The 16,974-nt window shown below is 65.1% G+C and carries 17 protein-coding genes; 14 read left to right on the top strand and 3 right to left on the bottom strand.

Annotation, left to right across the window (positions count from 1 at the left end):
• Window positions 1-6 precede the first annotated feature (6 nt).
• The 7 genes from DCM80_RS02670 to DCM80_RS02640 all read left to right on the top strand — a co-directional run bounded on the left by DCM80_RS02670 (window position 7) and on the right by DCM80_RS02640 (window position 8,101).
• Window positions 7-606 carry a TetR/AcrR family transcriptional regulator gene (locus DCM80_RS02670; protein ID WP_028134804.1) on the top strand — a complete coding sequence of 200 codons (600 nt, stop codon included), beginning with the start codon at window positions 7-9 and terminating at the stop codon, window positions 604-606.
• A gap of 169 nt (window positions 607-775) precedes the next feature.
• Window positions 776-1,399 (top strand): flavin reductase family protein, encoded by a 624-nt coding sequence (locus DCM80_RS02665; protein ID WP_257195618.1) that lies wholly within the window; start codon window positions 776-778, stop codon window positions 1,397-1,399.
• Between the two features lie 248 nt (window positions 1,400-1,647).
• The gene (locus DCM80_RS02660; RefSeq protein WP_257195617.1) at window positions 1,648-3,915 is read left to right on the top strand and encodes an acyl-CoA dehydrogenase; all 2,268 of its coding nucleotides are present in this window, start codon (window positions 1,648-1,650) and stop codon (window positions 3,913-3,915) included.
• Complete coding sequence (locus DCM80_RS02655; RefSeq protein WP_257195616.1) at window positions 3,915-5,198, top strand: acetyl-CoA C-acetyltransferase; 1,284 nt, start codon at window positions 3,915-3,917, stop codon at window positions 5,196-5,198. Before DCM80_RS02660 ends, DCM80_RS02655 begins: the two co-directional genes overlap by 1 nt.
• 2 nt (window positions 5,199-5,200) lie before the next feature.
• The gene (locus DCM80_RS02650) at window positions 5,201-7,297 is read left to right on the top strand and encodes a 3-hydroxyacyl-CoA dehydrogenase NAD-binding domain-containing protein (RefSeq protein WP_257195615.1); all 2,097 of its coding nucleotides are present in this window, start codon (window positions 5,201-5,203) and stop codon (window positions 7,295-7,297) included.
• 7 nt (window positions 7,298-7,304) lie between these two features.
• Window positions 7,305-7,715 carry an acyl-CoA thioesterase gene (locus DCM80_RS02645; RefSeq protein WP_028134809.1) on the top strand — a complete coding sequence of 137 codons (411 nt, stop codon included), beginning with the start codon at window positions 7,305-7,307 and terminating at the stop codon, window positions 7,713-7,715.
• A gap of 194 nt (window positions 7,716-7,909) precedes the next feature.
• Window positions 7,910-8,101: a hypothetical protein gene (locus DCM80_RS02640; RefSeq protein WP_008568616.1), complete on the top strand. Its 192-nt coding sequence runs from the start codon at window positions 7,910-7,912 to the stop codon at window positions 8,099-8,101.
• 226 nt (window positions 8,102-8,327) lie between these two features.
• On the opposite strand, the gene DCM80_RS02635 is transcribed toward DCM80_RS02640, so the two are convergent.
• Window positions 8,328-8,777, bottom strand: a complete 450-nt coding sequence (locus DCM80_RS02635; protein ID WP_257195613.1) for a nuclear transport factor 2 family protein — start codon at window positions 8,775-8,777, stop codon at window positions 8,328-8,330.
• A gap of 153 nt (window positions 8,778-8,930) precedes the next feature.
• On the opposite strand from DCM80_RS02635, the gene DCM80_RS02630 reads away from it, so the two are divergent.
• Together DCM80_RS02630 and DCM80_RS02625 are read left to right on the top strand one after the other, a co-directional pair.
• On the top strand, window positions 8,931-9,605 hold the full coding sequence (locus DCM80_RS02630) for an HAD family phosphatase (RefSeq protein ID WP_257195612.1): 675 nt from the start codon (window positions 8,931-8,933) through the stop codon (window positions 9,603-9,605).
• A gap of 93 nt (window positions 9,606-9,698) precedes the next feature.
• The gene (locus tag DCM80_RS02625; RefSeq protein WP_257195610.1) at window positions 9,699-10,544 is read left to right on the top strand and encodes a DeoR/GlpR family DNA-binding transcription regulator; all 846 of its coding nucleotides are present in this window, start codon (window positions 9,699-9,701) and stop codon (window positions 10,542-10,544) included.
• A 3-nt stretch (window positions 10,545-10,547) separates the two neighbouring features.
• Here the strand turns inward: DCM80_RS02625 and DCM80_RS02620 are convergent, their stop codons facing one another.
• Together DCM80_RS02620 and DCM80_RS02615 are read right to left on the bottom strand one after the other, a co-directional pair.
• Window positions 10,548-10,973, bottom strand: a complete 426-nt coding sequence (locus DCM80_RS02620) for a type II toxin-antitoxin system VapC family toxin (RefSeq protein ID WP_257176181.1) — start codon at window positions 10,971-10,973, stop codon at window positions 10,548-10,550.
• Window positions 10,970-11,254 (bottom strand): type II toxin-antitoxin system Phd/YefM family antitoxin, encoded by a 285-nt coding sequence (locus DCM80_RS02615; RefSeq protein WP_257195608.1) that lies wholly within the window; start codon window positions 11,252-11,254, stop codon window positions 10,970-10,972. Before DCM80_RS02615 ends, DCM80_RS02620 begins: the two co-directional genes overlap by 4 nt.
• 226 nt (window positions 11,255-11,480) lie before the next feature.
• On the opposite strand from DCM80_RS02615, the gene glpD reads away from it, so the two are divergent.
• Genes glpD through DCM80_RS02590 form a run of 5 tightly spaced genes read left to right on the top strand, consistent with a single transcriptional unit; the run spans window position 11,481 to window position 16,909 of the window.
• Complete coding sequence (gene glpD / locus DCM80_RS02610) at window positions 11,481-13,031, top strand: glycerol-3-phosphate dehydrogenase (RefSeq protein WP_257195607.1); 1,551 nt, start codon at window positions 11,481-11,483, stop codon at window positions 13,029-13,031.
• A complete protein-coding gene (locus DCM80_RS02605; protein WP_257195606.1) occupies window positions 13,028-14,104 on the top strand; it encodes an ABC transporter ATP-binding protein in 1,077 nt (358 codons plus the stop codon). Before glpD ends, DCM80_RS02605 begins: the two co-directional genes overlap by 4 nt.
• 11 nt (window positions 14,105-14,115) lie before the next feature.
• Window positions 14,116-15,201 carry an ABC transporter ATP-binding protein gene (locus DCM80_RS02600; protein WP_257195605.1) on the top strand — a complete coding sequence of 362 codons (1,086 nt, stop codon included), beginning with the start codon at window positions 14,116-14,118 and terminating at the stop codon, window positions 15,199-15,201.
• Complete coding sequence (locus DCM80_RS02595) at window positions 15,201-16,103, top strand: carbohydrate ABC transporter permease (protein ID WP_257176176.1); 903 nt, start codon at window positions 15,201-15,203, stop codon at window positions 16,101-16,103. Before DCM80_RS02600 ends, DCM80_RS02595 begins: the two co-directional genes overlap by 1 nt.
• The gene (locus DCM80_RS02590; protein ID WP_024341434.1) at window positions 16,103-16,909 is read left to right on the top strand and encodes a carbohydrate ABC transporter permease; all 807 of its coding nucleotides are present in this window, start codon (window positions 16,103-16,105) and stop codon (window positions 16,907-16,909) included. Before DCM80_RS02595 ends, DCM80_RS02590 begins: the two co-directional genes overlap by 1 nt.
• Window positions 16,910-16,974 lie beyond the last annotated feature (65 nt).

Here is a 16,974-nt window from a genome sequence, read left to right as displayed (position 1 = left end):
TGACTGATGGCCCTTGTTTCGGAACATATCGAAGGCGACACCCGGGATCGTATCCTCGAGGTGGCCGAGCGGCTGTTCCGCCAGATCGGCTACCAGAAGACCACGGTGGGTGACATCGCCAAGGAGCTCCGGATGAGCCCCGCCAACGTGTATCGCTTCTTCGAATCGAAGAAGGCGATCCATCAGGCGGTGGCCCGCTCCCTCATGGGCGAGGTCGAGCTCGAAGCGCAGCGGATCGTGGCAAGGCCCGGCCCGGTGCCGGAGCGCTTCCGCGAGCTCCTCACCACCATCCATCGCATGAACACCGAGCGCTATGTCGGCGACAACAAGCTGCACGAGATGGTCGAGATCGCGATGCAGGAGGACTGGGAGGTCTGCGTCAACCATATGGAGTGCATCGCCGGCGTCGTCGGCCAGATGATCGCGCAAGGCGTGGCCTCCGGCGAGTTCGAGACGAAGGACCTCCAGCTGGCCTCGCTGTGCGCTTGCACCGCGATGATGCGGTTCTTCCATCCCCAGATGATCGCCCAGTGCGCCACCAAGCCGGGCCCGAACATCGACCAGATGATCGATTTCGTCATCGCCGGTCTGTCGCCGCGCCACTGACGAGGCGGCGGATTTTCCTCTATAAGCAGCGGGCTGACCCGCTCGAGGCGGCCAGGACGGATCAACAAACTCCGTCATTGCGAGCGCAGCGAAGCAATCCAGACTGTCTCCGCGGGGGGATTTCTGGATTGCTTCGCTGCGCTCGCAATGACGCAAAGGAAGCACCCGCGTGACCGACAAAGACCTTTACTTCTACGAGCCCTCCAAGGGCCACGGCCTCAAGCACGATCCCTTCAACGCCATCATCGCGCCGCGGCCGATCGGCTGGATCTCCTCCCGCGACAGCAAGGGCCACGTCAACCTCGCGCCCTACAGCTTCTTCAACGCTTTCTGCTACGTGCCGCCGATCATCGGCTTCTCCTCCACCAATTGGAAGGACACGGTGGAGAACATCCAGCAGACCGGCGAATTCGTCTGGAATCTCGCCACGATGGACCTTGCCAAGCACATGAATGCGACCGCTGCGCATGTCGCGCCGGAGGTCGACGAGTTCAAGCTTGCGGGGCTCACCGCCGTGCCCGGCAAGCTCGTCAACGTGCCGCGCGTCGGCGAAAGTCCGGTCGCCTTCGAATGCAAGGTGTCGGACATCATCCGCCTCAAGGGCGCCGACGGCAAGGAGGCCGACGCCTGGCTGACGTTGGGGGAGGTCGTCGCCGTGCACATCGACAAGGCCATGATCAAGGACGGCGTCTACCAGACCGCCGCCGCCCGCCCGATCGTCCGCGCCGGCCGCCGCGGCGATTATTTCGAGATCAAGCCGGAAAACATGTTCGAGATGGTGCGGCCGGACTGACCCGGTCGCTGCCGTAGCCCGGATGGAGCGCAGCGAAATCCGGGATTGTTACCACGGATAGACTTTCCCGGATTGCGCTGCGCTCCATCCGAGCTACCGCTCCTCATCCCTCCCGGAACTGCCGTCGCACCCTGGCCGTTATGGTCCGGGGCCGCACGGCCGCGTCAATTTTGCAGGCGAAGTGTTCGCCTCCGCCAGCCAGTTTCCGCTAAAATGCCCGATAACCGCGCCGATGCATGAGGTCCGCCATGAGCTTCCGCCGCGACACCCTGACCAAGCCGATCTTCTCCTGGGCGCGCGGCGTTCTGCCGGCGATGTCCGACACCGAGCGCGAGGCGCTGGAGGCGGGCGACGTCTGGTGGGACGCCGATCTCTTCACCGGCAACCCTGACTGGTCGAAACTGCTGAAAATTGCGCCAGCCAAATTGACCGAGGAGGAGCGGGCCTTTCTCAACGGTCCCGTCGACGAGCTCTGCGCCATGCTCGACGAGTGGAAGATTTTCTGGGAATGGCGGGACCTGCCGCAGGACGTCTGGCACTTCGTCAAGCGCGAGAAATTCTTCGGCATGATCATCCCGAAGGAGTTCGGCGGCCTCGGCTTCTCGCCCTATGCCCATTCCGAGGTGGTGCGCAAGATTTCGACCCGCTCGATCGCAGCTGCGGTGACGGTGATGGTGCCGAACTCGCTGGGGCCCGGCGAGCTCCTGATGCGCTTCGGCACGAAAGAGCAGCAGGAGCGCTGGCTGCCGCGCCTCGCCGACGGCCGCGACATTCCCTGCTTCGGCCTCACCAGCCCCGAGGCCGGCTCCGATGCCGCCTCGATGGTCGACAGCGGCATCATCTGCAAGGGCGAGTTCGAAGGCCGCGAGGTGCTCGGGCTCAGGCTGAACTGGCACAAGCGCTACATTACGCTGGGACCGGTCGCGACACTGCTCGGACTCGCCTTCAAGGCCTATGATCCCGATCATCTCGTCGGCCATCAGGAAGAGCTCGGCATCACCGTCGCGCTGATCCCGACCGATTTGCCCGGCGTCGAGATCGGCCAGCGCCATCTGCCGTCGATGCAGGTGTTCCAGAACGGCCCGAACCGGGGCCGCGACGTCTTCATTCCGCTCGACTATGTCATCGGCGGCCAGGCGCGACTGGGGCAGGGCTGGAAGATGCTGATGACCGCGCTTGCCGCCGGCCGCGGCATCTCGCTGCCGTCGCTCTCGGCCGCGGGTGCAGCCTATGCAGCGCGCACCACCGGCGCCTATGCCCGCATCCGCGAGCAGTTCGGCATCTCCATCTCCAAATTCGAAGGCGTCGAGGAGCCGCTCGCACGTATCGTCGCGACCGCCTACCAGCTCGACGCGGCGCGCCGGCTGACTTGCGCGGCGCTGAATGCCGGCGTCCATCCTGCCGTCATCTCCGGCATCATGAAGCTGCATGCGACCGAGCGGATGCGCACCGCGATCGATGATGCCATGGACATCCACGGCGGCAAGGCCGTCATCGACGGTCCGCAAAACTATCTTGGAAATCTGCACCGCGCCGTTCCTGTCGGGATCACGGTCGAGGGCGCCAACATCCTGACGCGCAATCTCATCGTGTTCGGGCAGGGCGCGATCCGCGCGCATCCCTATCTGCTCGACGAGATGAATGCACTCGCCGACACCGATCGCGAGCGTGGCCTCACTGCGTTCGACAAGGCCTTCTGGAAGCATGTCGGCCACAGTTTTCGGACGCTGTTTCGTGCCTTCGGCCGGAGCTGGACCTTCGGCGCCTTCGCGCTTGCCCCGGATGCGGGCGACGCCACGCCATTCTACCGCCAGCTCTCGCGCTATTCGGCGGCGTTTGCGCTCTGCGCCGACATGGCGCTGCTGACGCTCGGCGGCGCGCTCAAGCGCAAGGAGATGCTGTCGGCGCGCTTCGGCGACATCCTGTCCGAGCTGTATCTGCTCTCGGCGGCGCTGAAGCGCTGGCACGACGAGGGCCGGCAGAAGCAGGACTTTGCCGCGCTGGAATGGTGCATGGCGAGCGGTTTCAGGACCATCGAGAACCGCCTCGCCGAAATCCTCGCCAACCTGCCCAACCGTTTCGTCGCCGGCGTCCTCAAGCTCGTGGTTCAGCCGTTCGGCGCCCGCGTGCTCGGCCCGTCCGACCGCGTCGTGCACGAATGTGCGAGCCTGGTGCTGGAGCTCTCGGCCGCGCGCGAGCGCCTGACACCGGATCTGGCTTACGTCGATGACGACGGCGGCTTCGCCCGGCTGGAGCGTGCGTTCAAGCTGGCTACCGGCACTGAGGCTATCGCCAGGCGCATGCGCGCCGCGCATATCCGCGACTGGAAGGATGCCGTCAGCAGGGGCGTGATCACGCAGGCCGAAGGCGAGCAACTGGCTGCTGCTCATGAAGCCGTCACAAAAGTGATCGAGGTCGATGATTTTGCGCCGGAGGCGCTGTCGCCGATTTACAAGAAAACCGTCAATGTGCATCAGTTCTTCCAGGAACTCGGTGAGCAAAGGGCGGCGGGCTGATGGCACGACCGGTATTCATCGTCGACGGCAGCCGGACGCCGTTTCTGAAGGCGCGCTCGGGGCCCGGACCGTTCACGCCGGTCGATCTCGCCGTGCAATGCGGCCGGCCGCTGCTGGCGCGCCAGCCGTTTGCGCCCGATAGTTTCGACCAGGTCATTCTCGGCTGCGTCAACGTCATCGCAGACGAGATGAACCCGGCCCGGGTTGCCGCGCTCCGGCTCGGCATGGGCGAGGACATGGTCGCCTTCACCGTGCAGATCAATTGCGGCTCCGGCATGCAGTCGATCGACACCGCCTATCGCTACATTCGCGAGGGCCATGCCGACATGATCCTGGCGGGCGGCACCGAGGCGCTGAGCCACGCGCCGCTGGTCTGGCCCAATTCGGGCGTGCGCTGGTTCGCCGGCCTTGCCACCGCCAAGGGCGTGGCCGCGAAGCTCGCCGCGGCCTTCAAGCTCCGCCCCCGCGATCTCAAGCCGGTCATCGGCCTGGAGCGCGGGCTGACCGATCCGATCACCGATCTGAACATGGGCCAGACCGCCGAGGTCGTCGGCCATCTCTTCGGCATCACGCGCGCCCAGTCCGACGCCTACGCAGCCGAGAGCCATCGCCGCCTCGCGCAGGCGCAAGGCGCGGGCTATCTGAAAGGCGAGGTCGAGACGGCGTTCGCGCGCGACGGCAAGTACTTCGACCATGACGATGGCGTGCGGCCGGACTCCACGGCGGAGACGCTCGCGAAACTCCGGCCGGTGTTCGAGCGGCCCTGGGGCCAGGTCACGGCCGGCAATTCCTCGCAGATCACCGACGGCGCCTCGTGGGTGATCCTGGCTTCCGACGCGGCGGTGGCGAAGCACAAGCTGACGCCGAAGGCCGCGATCGTCGACAGCCATTGGGCGGCGCTCGATCCTGGCATCATGGGGCTCGGGCCGGTGATGTCCGCGACGCCGCTGCTCCAGCGCAACGGCCTCACCATCAAGGACGTCGAGACCTGGGAGCTAAACGAAGCCTTTGCCACACAAGTGCTCGGCTGTCTCGCGGCCTGGAACGACGACAAATTTTGCCGCGAGATCCTCGGTCTCGACGGTGCGGCCGGTGAGATCGACCGCGACAAGCTCAACGTCGACGGTGGTGCCATCTCGCTCGGTCATCCCGTCGGCACCTCCGGCAACCGCATCGTGCTGCATCTCGTCAACGCGATGAAGCGGCTCGGTACGCGCCGTGGCGTCGCCACCGAATGCATCGGTGGCGGTCTTGGCGGGGCCATGCTGATCGAGGCGGTGTGACCATGGATTCCAAGATCATGACCGCGCTCGGCGAGCGGGTCCTGGAGCTCGGGCCCCGGCCCGCGCCGGACAGCCCGTACAAGCACTTCAAGCTGACGCGCGACGCCGACGGCGTCGCCTGGCTGCTGTTCGACCGCACCGACGCAAGTGCCAACACGCTGTCCTCCGACGTCATGGAGGAGTTCGACGCGGTGCTCGCGGCGATCGAGACCGAGCGTCCGGCTGGCCTGGTGATCCGCTCGGCAAAACCGTCGGGCTTCATTGCCGGCGCCGACGTCAACGAATTCCGCGGTGCCTCCGATGCCGGCATGGTCGAGACCCGTATCCGCGCCGCGCACGCCGTGGTCGATCATCTGGAGGCGTTGAAGCTGCCGACCGTCGCCGTGATCCACGGCTTCTGCCTTGGCGGCGGGCTCGAGGTTGCGCTGGCCTGCCAATCCCGCATCGCGATCGACGGTGCGCGCTTCGGCTTCCCGGAGGTGATGCTCGGTCTGCACCCCGGCCTCGGCGGCACCGCGCGGTTCACCGCGCTGGTCAATCCGACCCAGTCCATGGCCTTGATGCTGACTGGCCGCACCATCGATGCGCGCCGGGCCAAGGCGCTCGGCCTCGTCGATGCCGTCACGCAGGAGCGCCACGTCAGGGGCGCTGTGAAGGACGCTCTGTTCGGGCGGCTGAAGCGGGCCAAGCCCGGCCTGCTCGTGCGCGCCGCCAATCTCGGGCTGGTCCGCGGCCTGCTGGCCAAGCGCATGCGCTCGGAGGCGGCCAAGGCCGCCTCCCGCGAGCACTATCCGGCGCCTTACGCGCTGATCGACCTCTGGGAGACCCATGGCGGCAGCAAGGCCGCGATGCTGAGGGCGGAGCAGGCATCCTTCGCCAAGCTGATGGTGACGCCGACCGCGCAGAACCTGATCCGCGTGTTCTTCCTGCGCGAGCAGATGAAGAAGGCGGCGGGCAGCGGCAATACCATCAAGCATGTCCACGTCATCGGCGCCGGCGCCATGGGCGGCGATATCGCAGCTTGGGTAGCCGGGCAGGGGTTGCGGGTCTCGCTCGCCGACATGAAGGCCGAACCGATCGCGGGTACGGTGAAGCGCGCTGCCGAACTCTACGGCAAGATCATCCGCAAGCCGATCGAGGTCCGCGACGCACTCGATCGCCTCATCCCCGACATGAACGGGGACGGCGTGCGTAACGCCGATCTCATCATCGAGGCGGTCCCGGAAAAGCTCGAGCTGAAGCAGAAGGTCTATGCCGGGCTGGAGCCGCGGATGAAGCCGGGCGCACTCCTTGCGACCAACACGTCGAGCATTCCGCTCCAGGACCTGCGCACCACGCTGGCGCGGCCGGAGCGGCTGGTCGGCCTGCATTTCTTCAATCCGGTGTCGCGATTGCAACTGGTCGAAGTCGTCAGTCACGACGGCAACGAGGCGCAGATATTGAAAGACGCGCTCGCTTTCGTCGGTGCGATCGATCGCCTGCCGCTACCTGTGAAGAGCTCGCCCGGCTTCCTCGTCAACCGCGCGCTGACCCCTTACATGCTGGAAGCGATGGTGATGCTGGACGAGAAGATCGACCAGCGCCTGATCGACGCCGCGGCGGAGCAGTTCGGCATGCCGATGGGACCGATCGAGCTCGCCGATCAGGTCGGGCTCGACATCTGCCTCGACGTCGGCGACATGCTGCGCACCAAGTTCGGCGATCTCTTGCCGCCGACGCCGGCCTGGCTGCGCGACAAGGTCGCCAGGGGCGAGCTCGGCCGCAAGACCGGCAAGGGCTTCTACACCTGGAAGGACGGCAAGGCGGAGAAGGCGCCGCTCCCCGAGACCGGTCCGCGCGTCACCGACCAGATGGTCGACCGCCTGGTGCTGCCGATGTCCAACGTCTGCGTTGCTGCCCTGCGCGAAGGCATCGTCGATGATGCCGACGCTGTCGATGGCGCCATGATCTTCGGCACGGGTTATGCACCGTTCCGCGGCGGTCCGCTGAACTATGCGCGCACGCGTGGTGTGGAGAATGTCGTATCCACCTTGCGCGGGCTCGCCGAGAGGTTCGGCGAACGGTTCGCGCCCGATCCGGGCTGGGACAGTTTCAAGTGAGAGAAGTATGAACGAACAGGCGAATACCGGGCCGCGCGGCGATCTCTGCATCCGCACGCTGGCGATGCCGGCCGACACCAACGCCAACGGCGACATCTTCGGCGGCTGGCTGTTGAGCCAGATGGACGTCGGCGGCGGCGTGTTTGCCTCGAAGGTCGCGAAGTCGCGGACAGTGACGGTCGCGATCGAGGCGATGAATTTTCGCAAGGCGGTCTATGTCGGCGATCTCGTCTCGGTCTATGCAAATCTCGTCCGCGTCGGACGGACCTCCCTCACCGCGCATCTGGAAGCCTGGGCGCTGCGGCGCGGCGAGGAGCATCCGTTCCTCGTCACCGACGGCAATTTCACCTACGTCTCGATCGACGAGCACGGCCGTCCGCAAGCGGTTCGCGCAACCGACGCGACGATCGCGACGTAATCGCGCGCGACGCGGCGCCAGTAAGCCATCATTATCTCGGCTTCGCCAAGAACCAGTCAAGAACCAGTCATAAAACGGATGAGGTCTCGGCGTACTCAATTGCGTGTCGATTCGGGGTGGAAACGGCCTCAAATGCCTGGGGAACCTTTGGGCAGGAGCACCGTTATTTGCCCGCACTGAGGAATCCACGGACCATGCCGGACAGCTACATTATCGAAGTCAACTCGCAGACCGCAGGTATCGTCGTTCGTTCTCAGGGAGGCTACTGCTTCTTCGCCTCATCCCACCGCTTCAATCGCCTCGAAGGCCAGCTTTTTCGCAACGCCCGCGAAGCCGAGCGCGCCGCGCGCAAGCTGATTAACGGCGATGTGAAGGAAGCGGCGTAACTGCCGTCATTTCGGGGCGCGCGTAGCGCGAGGCCGGAATTTTTTGCCGAGCACACATCTGCCTTTCCTTCTCCCCTTGTGGGAGAAGGTGGCGCGAAGCCGGATGAGGGGTTCTATCCGCGAATCCAATTGTGAGAGATCTGCTCGCCGAGAGAGACCCCTCACCCGTCTCGCCGCTGCGCGGCGAGCCACCCTCTCCCGCAAGGGGAGAGGGGAAGAACTGCCATCACAGCTTCGTCGCCGCCCGCGACAGCAGCTTCCATTCGTCGCCCTGCTTCTGCCAGTTCATCAGGATGTGAAGATTGGTCGATACTTTCTTCCCGTCGGCCGCCATTTCCTGTTCCCCCAGGCAATGGAACCGCACGATGGCGGCAGGGCCGACGACCTTGATGGTCGGGTCCTTGTATTCGATCGAGAGGAATTTCGACTTGCCGTCGGTGGCGTTGGCGATGAAGGTCGCCTTGTCCTCGACCTTGCCGCTGGAATGGCTGTAGCTGAGATCGTCCCAGCACAGCGCGCCGAGCGCCTTCGGGTCGGCTGCGATCTGGGCGAGGCGGAAGGCCTCGACCTTCTTCGCCACCGCCTCTTCGTCTGCCGAGGCGGCGAGCGCCGGTGCCGTGAGCGCAAGCGCGGAGACGGCGAGAGTCGAGAGAGCAAGGTCGCGTCGGTTGATCATCGTTTCCTCCTTTTTGGTCTTGCAAGGAGTGTTGCAGCCGCGCGCGGCTTTGTCGAGTGGCGCATCGTCGTCATGTCGATGCATCGTTGCGCGTTCGAGCCCGTATTGATACGTCTTCCGCATTGATGCGTCGCGGACTTGGAAAGTAGGGAAATGATCGAAGCAATCGGCAGGGCGTTGTTGTTCGACATCGACGGCACGCTCGCCAACACCGACCCGCTGCATCTCAAGGCGTTCAACGAGGTGCTGGGGCCGCACGGCCATGTGTTCGACCACGCGCGGTTCTCCAGAGAGCTGCAGGGCTTCGCCAATGTCTCGATCGGCGACCGCTTTCTGCCCGACGAAACGCCGGAGCGGCGCGCCGCGATTCTCGCCGAGAAGGAGGAGATCTTCCGCACGCTCGTGGCCGGACAGGTCGAACCGTTGCCGGGTCTGATGGCGCTGCTCGACCGCGCGGACGCCGCCGGCGTTCCCATGGTCGCCGTCACCAATGCGCCGCGTCTCAACGCCGAGCTGCTGCTGTCGGGCCTCGGCATCACCGAGCGGTTCAGGGCGATCGTGATCGGCGACGAATTGCCCTACGGCAAGCCGCATCCGCTGCCCTATCAGGAAGGGCTGCGCTTCGTCGGAGGCAGTGCCGCATCCTCGGTTGCGTTCGAGGATTCCCGCACCGGCGTGCAATCGGCCGCCGCCGCCGGCATTCCCACGATCGGAATCCGGACCAGCCTCAGCCATGACGATCTTGTCGGGGCCGGCGCCGTCGCCTCTGCAAGCGCCTTCGACGACCCGGATCTGCTCGCGCGCCTTGCCGCCGCCATGGCATGGTGAGCACCGCCTCGTCCGTTAACCGTGATCGGCGTGCGCATTGACCGCAGGCGCGAACCGCCGCACCATGCAGCTTCCTGATGTGAGGCCCTTGCCGTGACCGGACTGACCCATCGCCAAGCCGAAATCCTCAACATCGCGCGCGCCTCGGGCCGCGTCATGGTCGAGGAGCTCGCGCGCCGCTTCGAGGTCTCGGCGCAGACCATCCGCAAGGATCTCAACGATCTCTGCGAGCGGAGATCGCTGACCCGCATCCATGGCGGCGCCATCATCGCCTCCGGCGTCGAGAACCTCGCCTACGAGGCGCGCCGCTTCGTTGCCGCCGACGAGAAGAAGGCGATCGGAGCCGCAGCCGCCTCGCTGATCCCGAACGGCTGCTCGCTCTTCATCAATATCGGCACCACGACGGAGGAGGTCGCGAGCGCGCTGACCTCGCACGAGGATCTCCTCGTCATCACCAACAATCTCAACGTCGCGATGCTGCTCTACCGCCATCCCCGCATCGAGGTCGTGGTCGCCGGCGGCACGGTGCGGCGCGCCGACGGCGCCGTGGTCGGTTCGACCGCGACGCAGCTGATCGGCCAGTTCAAGGTCGACTACGCCATCATCGGTGCGTCCGCGATCGACGAGGAGGGCGCGCTGCTCGACTTCGACTATCGCGAGGTGCAGGTCGCACAGGCCATCATCGCCAATGCCCGCAGCGTCATGCTGGTTGCCGATTCCACCAAGCTGCGCCGCAGCGCGCCGGTGCGCATCGCCCACATGACGCAGATCCAGACCTTCGTCACCGACCAGGAGCTGCCCGAGCGCCTCGCCACCATCTGCCACAGCAAGGGCATCGAAGTGGTGGAAGCGCTGCCGAAGGGCGCGGACATCGACGATGCGCCGGCCGAGGTGCAGGACGCGGCACCGGAAGCCGCGCCGGTGGTGCGGCTGAGATAGATCCTAGACATCGTCCCACGGATTGAGGAGTGGGACGCCGAACGCCGCAAAGTCTTTCACATTGCGCGTGACGAGCGTGAGGTGGTGCGCAAGTGCGGTCGCCGCAAAGAAGCCGTCCATGACTGACAAGGCAACGCCGCTTTTGCGGCTCTGAGCCATCAAGTCGCCCCAGTGCTCAGCCACCGCGTGGTCGACCGGCAAGATGCGTTCGGCAAATCGTGCTGGCAGATCGTGGGCAAGCCACGCGGCCAAAGCGGCGCGCCGGCGGCCATCTTCCAGCAGCGCGATGCCGCGGCGAAGCTCGGCGATCGACGCGACGCTGATGAACGTACGGTCCTCATCGATCGTATCCAGAAACGCCAGAACTTTCGGCGAAGGCGCGGGACGCTGAACTTCCGACAGCACATTGGTATCGAGCAAGAGATTCACGGCAAGTCGTCGCGTGGTTCATCGTGCACCCGATCGAGCTCAAGATCGGTGCCGCGCAGCGGCGAGGCCAGCAGGAATTCGGCCAGCGTGCCTTTGCGTGTGGTCTTGCGCGCCCATTCCTCAGCGGAGACGACAACCGCGTTGGGCTTGCCGTGCCGCGTGATGACCTGCGGGCCCGCTTGAGCTCGATCGATCACCTCGGACAACCGCGCCTTGGCATTGGCCAGAGTCCAGGTGTCATCGGCTGAAAGGGTGTCAGGTGCAGTGTTGCGACCGGTCATGCGAATAGTCCAGTATGACTATAATGACTATAATTCCGCGACGCAGCCGTCAAGAGAGCTGTGCCGTCCAGATCACCATCGGAGCTGCCATTCTTGCCGCCATTCTGCCTGTCAAAAAAGCCTTCTTTCACTTCCCTTCGCTTCTCTTTCGTCTTGCTTTCGTTTCGCGGTATGATCTAATCAAATTCGAAAGTAACCGCTCGAAGGAACGGGCGGTCGCCGGGGGATGCGTCTGTTGGAGCGTATTTTCGACCTCGCCATCATCGGAGGCGGTGTGAATGGCTGCGGTATCGCGCGCGACGCGGTCGGTCGCGGCAATACCGTTTTCCTGTGCGAAATGAACGATTTGGCGAGCGGGACATCGTCCTGGTCGACCAAGCTGGTGCACGGCGGCCTGCGCTATCTCGAATATTACGAGTTTCGCCTGGTCCGCGAGGCCCTGATCGAGCGCGAGGTTCTCTGGGGCATCGCGCCCCACATCATCCGCCCCCTCCGTTTCGTTTTGCCGCATCATGCCGGCTTGCGGCCCGCCTGGCTGCTGCGCCTCGGCCTCTTCCTCTATGATCACATTGGCGGCCGCCATCTGTTGCCGGCGACCCGCTCGGTCGATCTGGGGCGTGACGAGGTCGGCAAGCCGCTGATCCCGAATCGCTACAGCCGCGCCTTCGAATATTCGGATTGCTTCGTCGATGACGCCCGTCTCGTCGTGCTCAACGCGCGCGATGCCGCCGACAAGGGCGCCGAGATTCGCACCCGCACCCGCGCCACCGAGATCCGCCAGTCCGATGGCCTCTGGACCGTCGGCATGGTCGACACGCTGACCGGCGAGCGCTCGCAGATCCAGGCGAAGGCGCTGATCAATGCCGGTGGCCCGTGGGTCGAGGACGTGCTCGGCCGCGGCGCAGGCGTCAACGCCAAGGCCAAGGTGCGCCTGGTACAGGGCTCGCACATCGTGGTCAGGAAGCTCTACGACCACGACCGCGCCTACATGTTCCAGAATGCCGACGGCCGCATCATCTTCGTGATTCCGTATCAGGATGATTTCACACTGATCGGCACCACGGACCGCGACTATGACGGCGATCCTGCCAAGGTGAAGGCAACGACCGAGGAGATCCAGTATCTCTGCACGGCGGCGAGCGAATATCTGGCCAAGCCCGTCATGCCGGATGACGTGGTCTGGACCTATTCCGGCGTGCGCCCGCTCTATGATGACGGTGCCAGCGAGGCCAAGGCCGCCACGCGCGACTACGTGTTCGAGCTCGACACGCCGGGCGGAGTGCCCTTGCTGTCGATCTATGGCGGCAAGATCACGACCTATCGCCGCCTCGCCGAGGAAGCGCTGGAACGGCTCGCGCCCTACTTGCGCAGCGCGAAGGCGCGCGAGGGCTGGACCGGAAAATCGCCGCTGCCCGGCGGTGACATGAACGTGTCCGATATCGACGGGCTGATCGCCGAGCTCCAGCGTGGCTATCCCTTCCTCAGCCACGAGCATGCGCGGCGGCTCGCGCGCGCCTATGGCACGAGGGCCGTCAAGTTGCTCGGCGAGGCGAAATCGGCCGCCGATCTCGGCCAGTCCTTTGGCGCGACGCTGACCGAGCGCGAGGTCCGCTACCTCATGGCCAATGAATGGGCCGTGACCGCCGAGGACGTGGTCTGGCGCCGTTCCAAGCTCGGCCTGCGACTATCTGCCGACGAGGTCGGTGCGCTTGACGACTGGATCAGGACCCACGCCGTGCCGCAAAGTCCCCTGCTGGAAGCGGGAGGACGCTCATGACCGTGACACTCGACCACGTGACCCGGACCGTCGATGGAATCCCGCACATCCGCGACGTCTCGCTGACGTTCGAGAGCGGCACGCTGAACGTGCTGCTCGGGCCGACGCTGTCGGGCAAGACCTCGATCATGCGGTTGCTCGCCGGCCTCGACAAGCCGACCACGGGCAAGGTGGTGGTGAACGGCAAGGACGTCACCGGCGCCGACGTGCGCCGGCGTTCGGTCTCCATGGTCTACCAGCAATTCATCAACTACCCCTCGCTCACGGTCTATGAGAACATCGCTTCGCCCCTGCGCGTGCAGGGCAAGCCCCGCGACGAGATCGAGGCGCGGGTGGCGGAGGCCGCAAAGCTGCTGCGGCTCGAGCCGTTCCTGAAGCGCACCCCGCTGCAGCTTTCCGGCGGCCAGCAGCAGCGTACCGCGATCGCACGCGCCCTGGTCAAGGGCGCCGATCTCGTGCTGCTCGACGAACCGCTCGCCAATCTCGATTACAAGCTCCGCGAGGAGCTGCGCGCCGAGCTGCCGCGCATCTTCGAGGCCTCGGGCGCGATCTTCGTCTATGCCACCACCGAGCCGACCGAGGCGCTGCTGCTCGGCGGCAACACGGTGTGCATGTGGGAAGGCCAGGCGCTGCAGATGGGCGAGACGACCAATGTCTATCGCCGGCCGCAGACGCTGCGCGTCGCGCAGGTGTTCTCCGATCCGCCGCTCAACCTCGTCGGCATCGAGAAGAAGAACGGGCAGGTCGCATATGCCGGCGGTACGGCTTCGCCGGCCTCCGGTCTTTATTCAGGCCTCGCCGACGGGGCCTATCGCGTCGGCTTCCGCGCGCATCAGCTCGCGCTCGCCAATGGCGAGGCCGATCGCCATGCGTTCCACGCCACTGTCACGGTGACCGAGATCACCGGTTCGGAGAGTTTCGTGCATCTGACCCGCGACGGATCGAACTGGGTGGCGGTGCTGCATGGCGTGCACGAATTCGAGCCCGGCCAGACGCTCGACGCCGTGCTCGATCCCAACGATGTCTTCGTGTTCGACGCGGCGGATCGCCTCGTCGCGGCACCGAGCTCCTGAGGAGATGCGCCATGGCCCGCATTGACCTCGTCGATCTCGCCCATTCCTACGGTGGCAACAACGCGCCGCAGGAGACTTTCGCGCTGAAGCCGGTGACCATGACCTGGCGGCAGGGTGGCGCCTATGCGCTGCTCGGGCCGAGCGGCTGCGGCAAGACCACGCTGCTCAACGTCATCTCCGGCATCATCACGCCGTCGCGGGGAAAAGTCCTGTTCGACGGGGTGGACATCACACCGCTGTCAACCCAGAAGCGCAACATCGCCCAGGTGTTCCAGTTTCCGGTGATCTACGACACCATGACGGTGGGGCAGAACCTGGCGTTTCCGCTGAAGAACCGCGGCGTGCCGAAGGCCGAGATCGACAAGCGCGTGGCCGAGATCGGCCGCCTGCTCGACCTCGAGCCCTATCTGAACCGCAAGGCGACGCGCCTCACGGCCGACGCCAAGCAGAAGATCTCGCTCGGCCGCGGCCTCGTCCGTTCCGACGTCGCCGCCGTGCTGTTCGACGAGCCGCTGACGGTGATCGATCCCGAGCTGAAATGGCAGCTGCGCTCCAAGCTGAAGGCGCTGCACCGCGAGCTCGACCTCACGATGATCTACGTCACCCACGACCAGACCGAGGCGCTGACCTTTGCCGACACCGTCGTCGTCATGCATGACGGCCGCGTAGTGCAGAGCGGCACGCCGGCCGAGCTGTTCGACAAGCCGGCGCATACTTTCGTCGGCTATTTCATCGGCTCGCCCGGCATGAACATCCTGCCGGCCGAGGTGAGGGGGCGGGAGGCCAGGGTCGGCGGCCACGTCATCGCGCTCACCCGCACCTACGACAACCTGCCGGCCGGCGCCAAGATCGAGATCGGCGTCCGGCCCGAATTCGTCGAGGTCGTTGCGCCCGCGCCCGGCCTGCTCACGGCGAAGATCGAGCGTCTCGACGATCTCGGCCGCATCCGTTTTGCGCGCGCGCGCTTCGGCGACGCCAAGCTCGCGGCGCGCGCGCCCGCCGGATTCGCCAGCTCGGACGGCATGGCCGGTCTGAAATTCGATCCGTCACACGTCCACGTCTATGCCGACAGCCTTCTGGTGGAGGGAGCTGCCTGATGGACAAGACCGTCAACCAAAAAGCCTGGTTCTTGGTGCTGCCGGTGTTCCTGGTGGTCGCCTTCTCGGCGGTACTGCCGCTGATGACGGTGGTGAATTATTCGATGCAGGACACCTTCGGCAACAACCAGTTCTTCTGGAACGGCGTCGGCTGGTTCAAGGAGCTGCTCGATCCCTCGACCGATCTCGGCGGCCGTTTCCTCGCCTCGCTCGGCCGCAACCTGTTCTTCTCGCTGGTGATCCTCGCGATCGAGGTGCCGCTCGGCATCGTGGTCGCGCTGTCGATGCCGCGCCAGGGTTGGACCGTGGCAGCCTGCCTCGTGATTCTCGCGCTGCCGCTGCTGATTCCGTGGAACGTGGTCGGCACGATCTGGCAGATCTTCGGACGTCCGGACATCGGGCTGCTCGGCTACGTCCTCAACGCCGCGGGCATCGATTACAATTACGTATCCAACGACATCGACGCCTGGGTCACCGTCATCGTGATGGACGTCTGGCATTGGACCAGCCTCGTCGCGCTGCTCTGCTATGCCGGCCTGAAGTCGATTCCCGAAGCCTATTACCAGGCCGCCCAGATCGACGGCGCCTCGCGCTGGGCCGTGTTCAAGGCGATCCAGCTGCCGAAGATGAACCGCGTGCTGCTGATCGCAGTGCTGCTGCGCTTCATGGACAGCTTCATGATCTACACCGAGCCGTTCGTCGTCACCGGCGGCGGGCCCGGTAACTCCACGACCTTCGTGTCGATCGAGCTCGTCAAGATCGCGCTCGGCCAATTCGACCTCGGCAAGGCCGCGGCGCTGTCACTGGTCTACAATCTCATCATCCTGATCGTGTGCTGGATCTTCTACACCGTCATGACCAACGCCGGCGCCGAGCGCCCCGTCAAGGAAGGAGCCGCGTGATGCATTCGATCCCCGGCCGCCGCCTCATCATGGGGCTGTTCCTGGTCTTCCTGCTGCTGCCGATCTACTGGCTCGTCAACATGAGCTTCAAGACCAACAGCGAGATCGTCTCGACCATGACGCTGTGGCCGCATACGCCGACGCTGCAGCACTACAAGCGCATCTTCACCGACGAGAGCTGGTACTCCGGTTACATCAACTCGCTGACATATGTCGTCCTCAACACCATCATCTCGATCTCGGTGGCCTTGCCGGCGGCCTACGCCTTCTCGCGCTACCGTTTTCTCGGCGACAAGCATCTGTTCTTCTGGCTGTTGTCGAACCGCATGGCGCCGGCCGCGGTCTACGCGCTGCCGTTCTTCAACCTCTATTCGGCGATCGGCCTGTTCGATACGCCCTGGGCGGTCGCGCTGGCGCACTGCATCTTCAACGTGCCGCTGGCGGTGTGGATCCTCGAAGGCTTCGTTTCCGGCGTGCCGCGCGAGATCGACGAGACCGCCTTCCTCGACGGCTATTCCTTCCCGCGCTTCTTCATCAAGATCCTGGTGCCGCTGATCGCAAGCGGCATCGGCGTCGCCGCCTTCTTCTGCTTCATGTTCTCCTGGGTCGAGCTTCTGCTCGCGCGCACGTTGACGTCGGTGCATGCCAAGCCGATCGCCGCGATCATGACGCGCACGGTGTCGGCGGCCGGCATGGATTGGGGCCTGCTCGCGGCCGCCGGCGTGCTCACCATCATCCCGGGAGCGCTGGTGATCTGGTTCGTTCGCAACTACATCGCGCGCGGCTTCGCGCTCGGCCGGGTCTGAGGGGAGGCGCGCATGATCCCGAAAAGTGGAAACCGGGTTTCGGACCAGATCATGCGCGAGGAGTA

This window comes from Bradyrhizobium sp. WBOS08 (assembly GCF_024585125.1).
GTDB classification, from domain to species: Bacteria; Pseudomonadota; Alphaproteobacteria; order Rhizobiales; family Xanthobacteraceae; genus Bradyrhizobium; species Bradyrhizobium japonicum_B.
Note: the sequence above shows the minus strand (reverse complement) of the source record. Positions and strands in the feature narration are given on the sequence as shown.

What these genes read in the sequence shown, in the direction of transcription:
- DCM80_RS02650 (WP_257195615.1), top strand. Translation starts at nt 5,201, where the DNA reads ATGGATTCCAAGATCATGACCGCGCTCGGCGAGCGGGTCCTGGAGCTC.
- DCM80_RS02670 (WP_028134804.1), top strand. Translation starts at nt 7, where the DNA reads ATGGCCCTTGTTTCGGAACATATCGAAGGCGACACCCGGGATCGTATC.
- DCM80_RS02615 (WP_257195608.1), bottom strand. Translation starts at nt 11,254, where the DNA reads ATGACCGGTCGCAACACTGCACCTGACACCCTTTCAGCCGATGACACC.
- DCM80_RS02590 (WP_024341434.1), top strand. Translation starts at nt 16,103, where the DNA reads ATGCATTCGATCCCCGGCCGCCGCCTCATCATGGGGCTGTTCCTGGTC.
- DCM80_RS02640 (WP_008568616.1), top strand. Translation starts at nt 7,910, where the DNA reads ATGCCGGACAGCTACATTATCGAAGTCAACTCGCAGACCGCAGGTATC.
- DCM80_RS02655 (WP_257195616.1), top strand. Translation starts at nt 3,915, where the DNA reads ATGGCACGACCGGTATTCATCGTCGACGGCAGCCGGACGCCGTTTCTG.
- glpD (WP_257195607.1), top strand. Translation starts at nt 11,481, where the DNA reads ATGCGTCTGTTGGAGCGTATTTTCGACCTCGCCATCATCGGAGGCGGT.
- DCM80_RS02595 (WP_257176176.1), top strand. Translation starts at nt 15,201, where the DNA reads ATGGACAAGACCGTCAACCAAAAAGCCTGGTTCTTGGTGCTGCCGGTG.
- DCM80_RS02635 (WP_257195613.1), bottom strand. Translation starts at nt 8,777, where the DNA reads ATGATCAACCGACGCGACCTTGCTCTCTCGACTCTCGCCGTCTCCGCG.
- DCM80_RS02600 (WP_257195605.1), top strand. Translation starts at nt 14,116, where the DNA reads ATGGCCCGCATTGACCTCGTCGATCTCGCCCATTCCTACGGTGGCAAC.
- DCM80_RS02630 (WP_257195612.1), top strand. Translation starts at nt 8,931, where the DNA reads ATGATCGAAGCAATCGGCAGGGCGTTGTTGTTCGACATCGACGGCACG.
- DCM80_RS02645 (WP_028134809.1), top strand. Translation starts at nt 7,305, where the DNA reads ATGAACGAACAGGCGAATACCGGGCCGCGCGGCGATCTCTGCATCCGC.
- DCM80_RS02660 (WP_257195617.1), top strand. Translation starts at nt 1,648, where the DNA reads ATGAGCTTCCGCCGCGACACCCTGACCAAGCCGATCTTCTCCTGGGCG.
- DCM80_RS02605 (WP_257195606.1), top strand. Translation starts at nt 13,028, where the DNA reads ATGACCGTGACACTCGACCACGTGACCCGGACCGTCGATGGAATCCCG.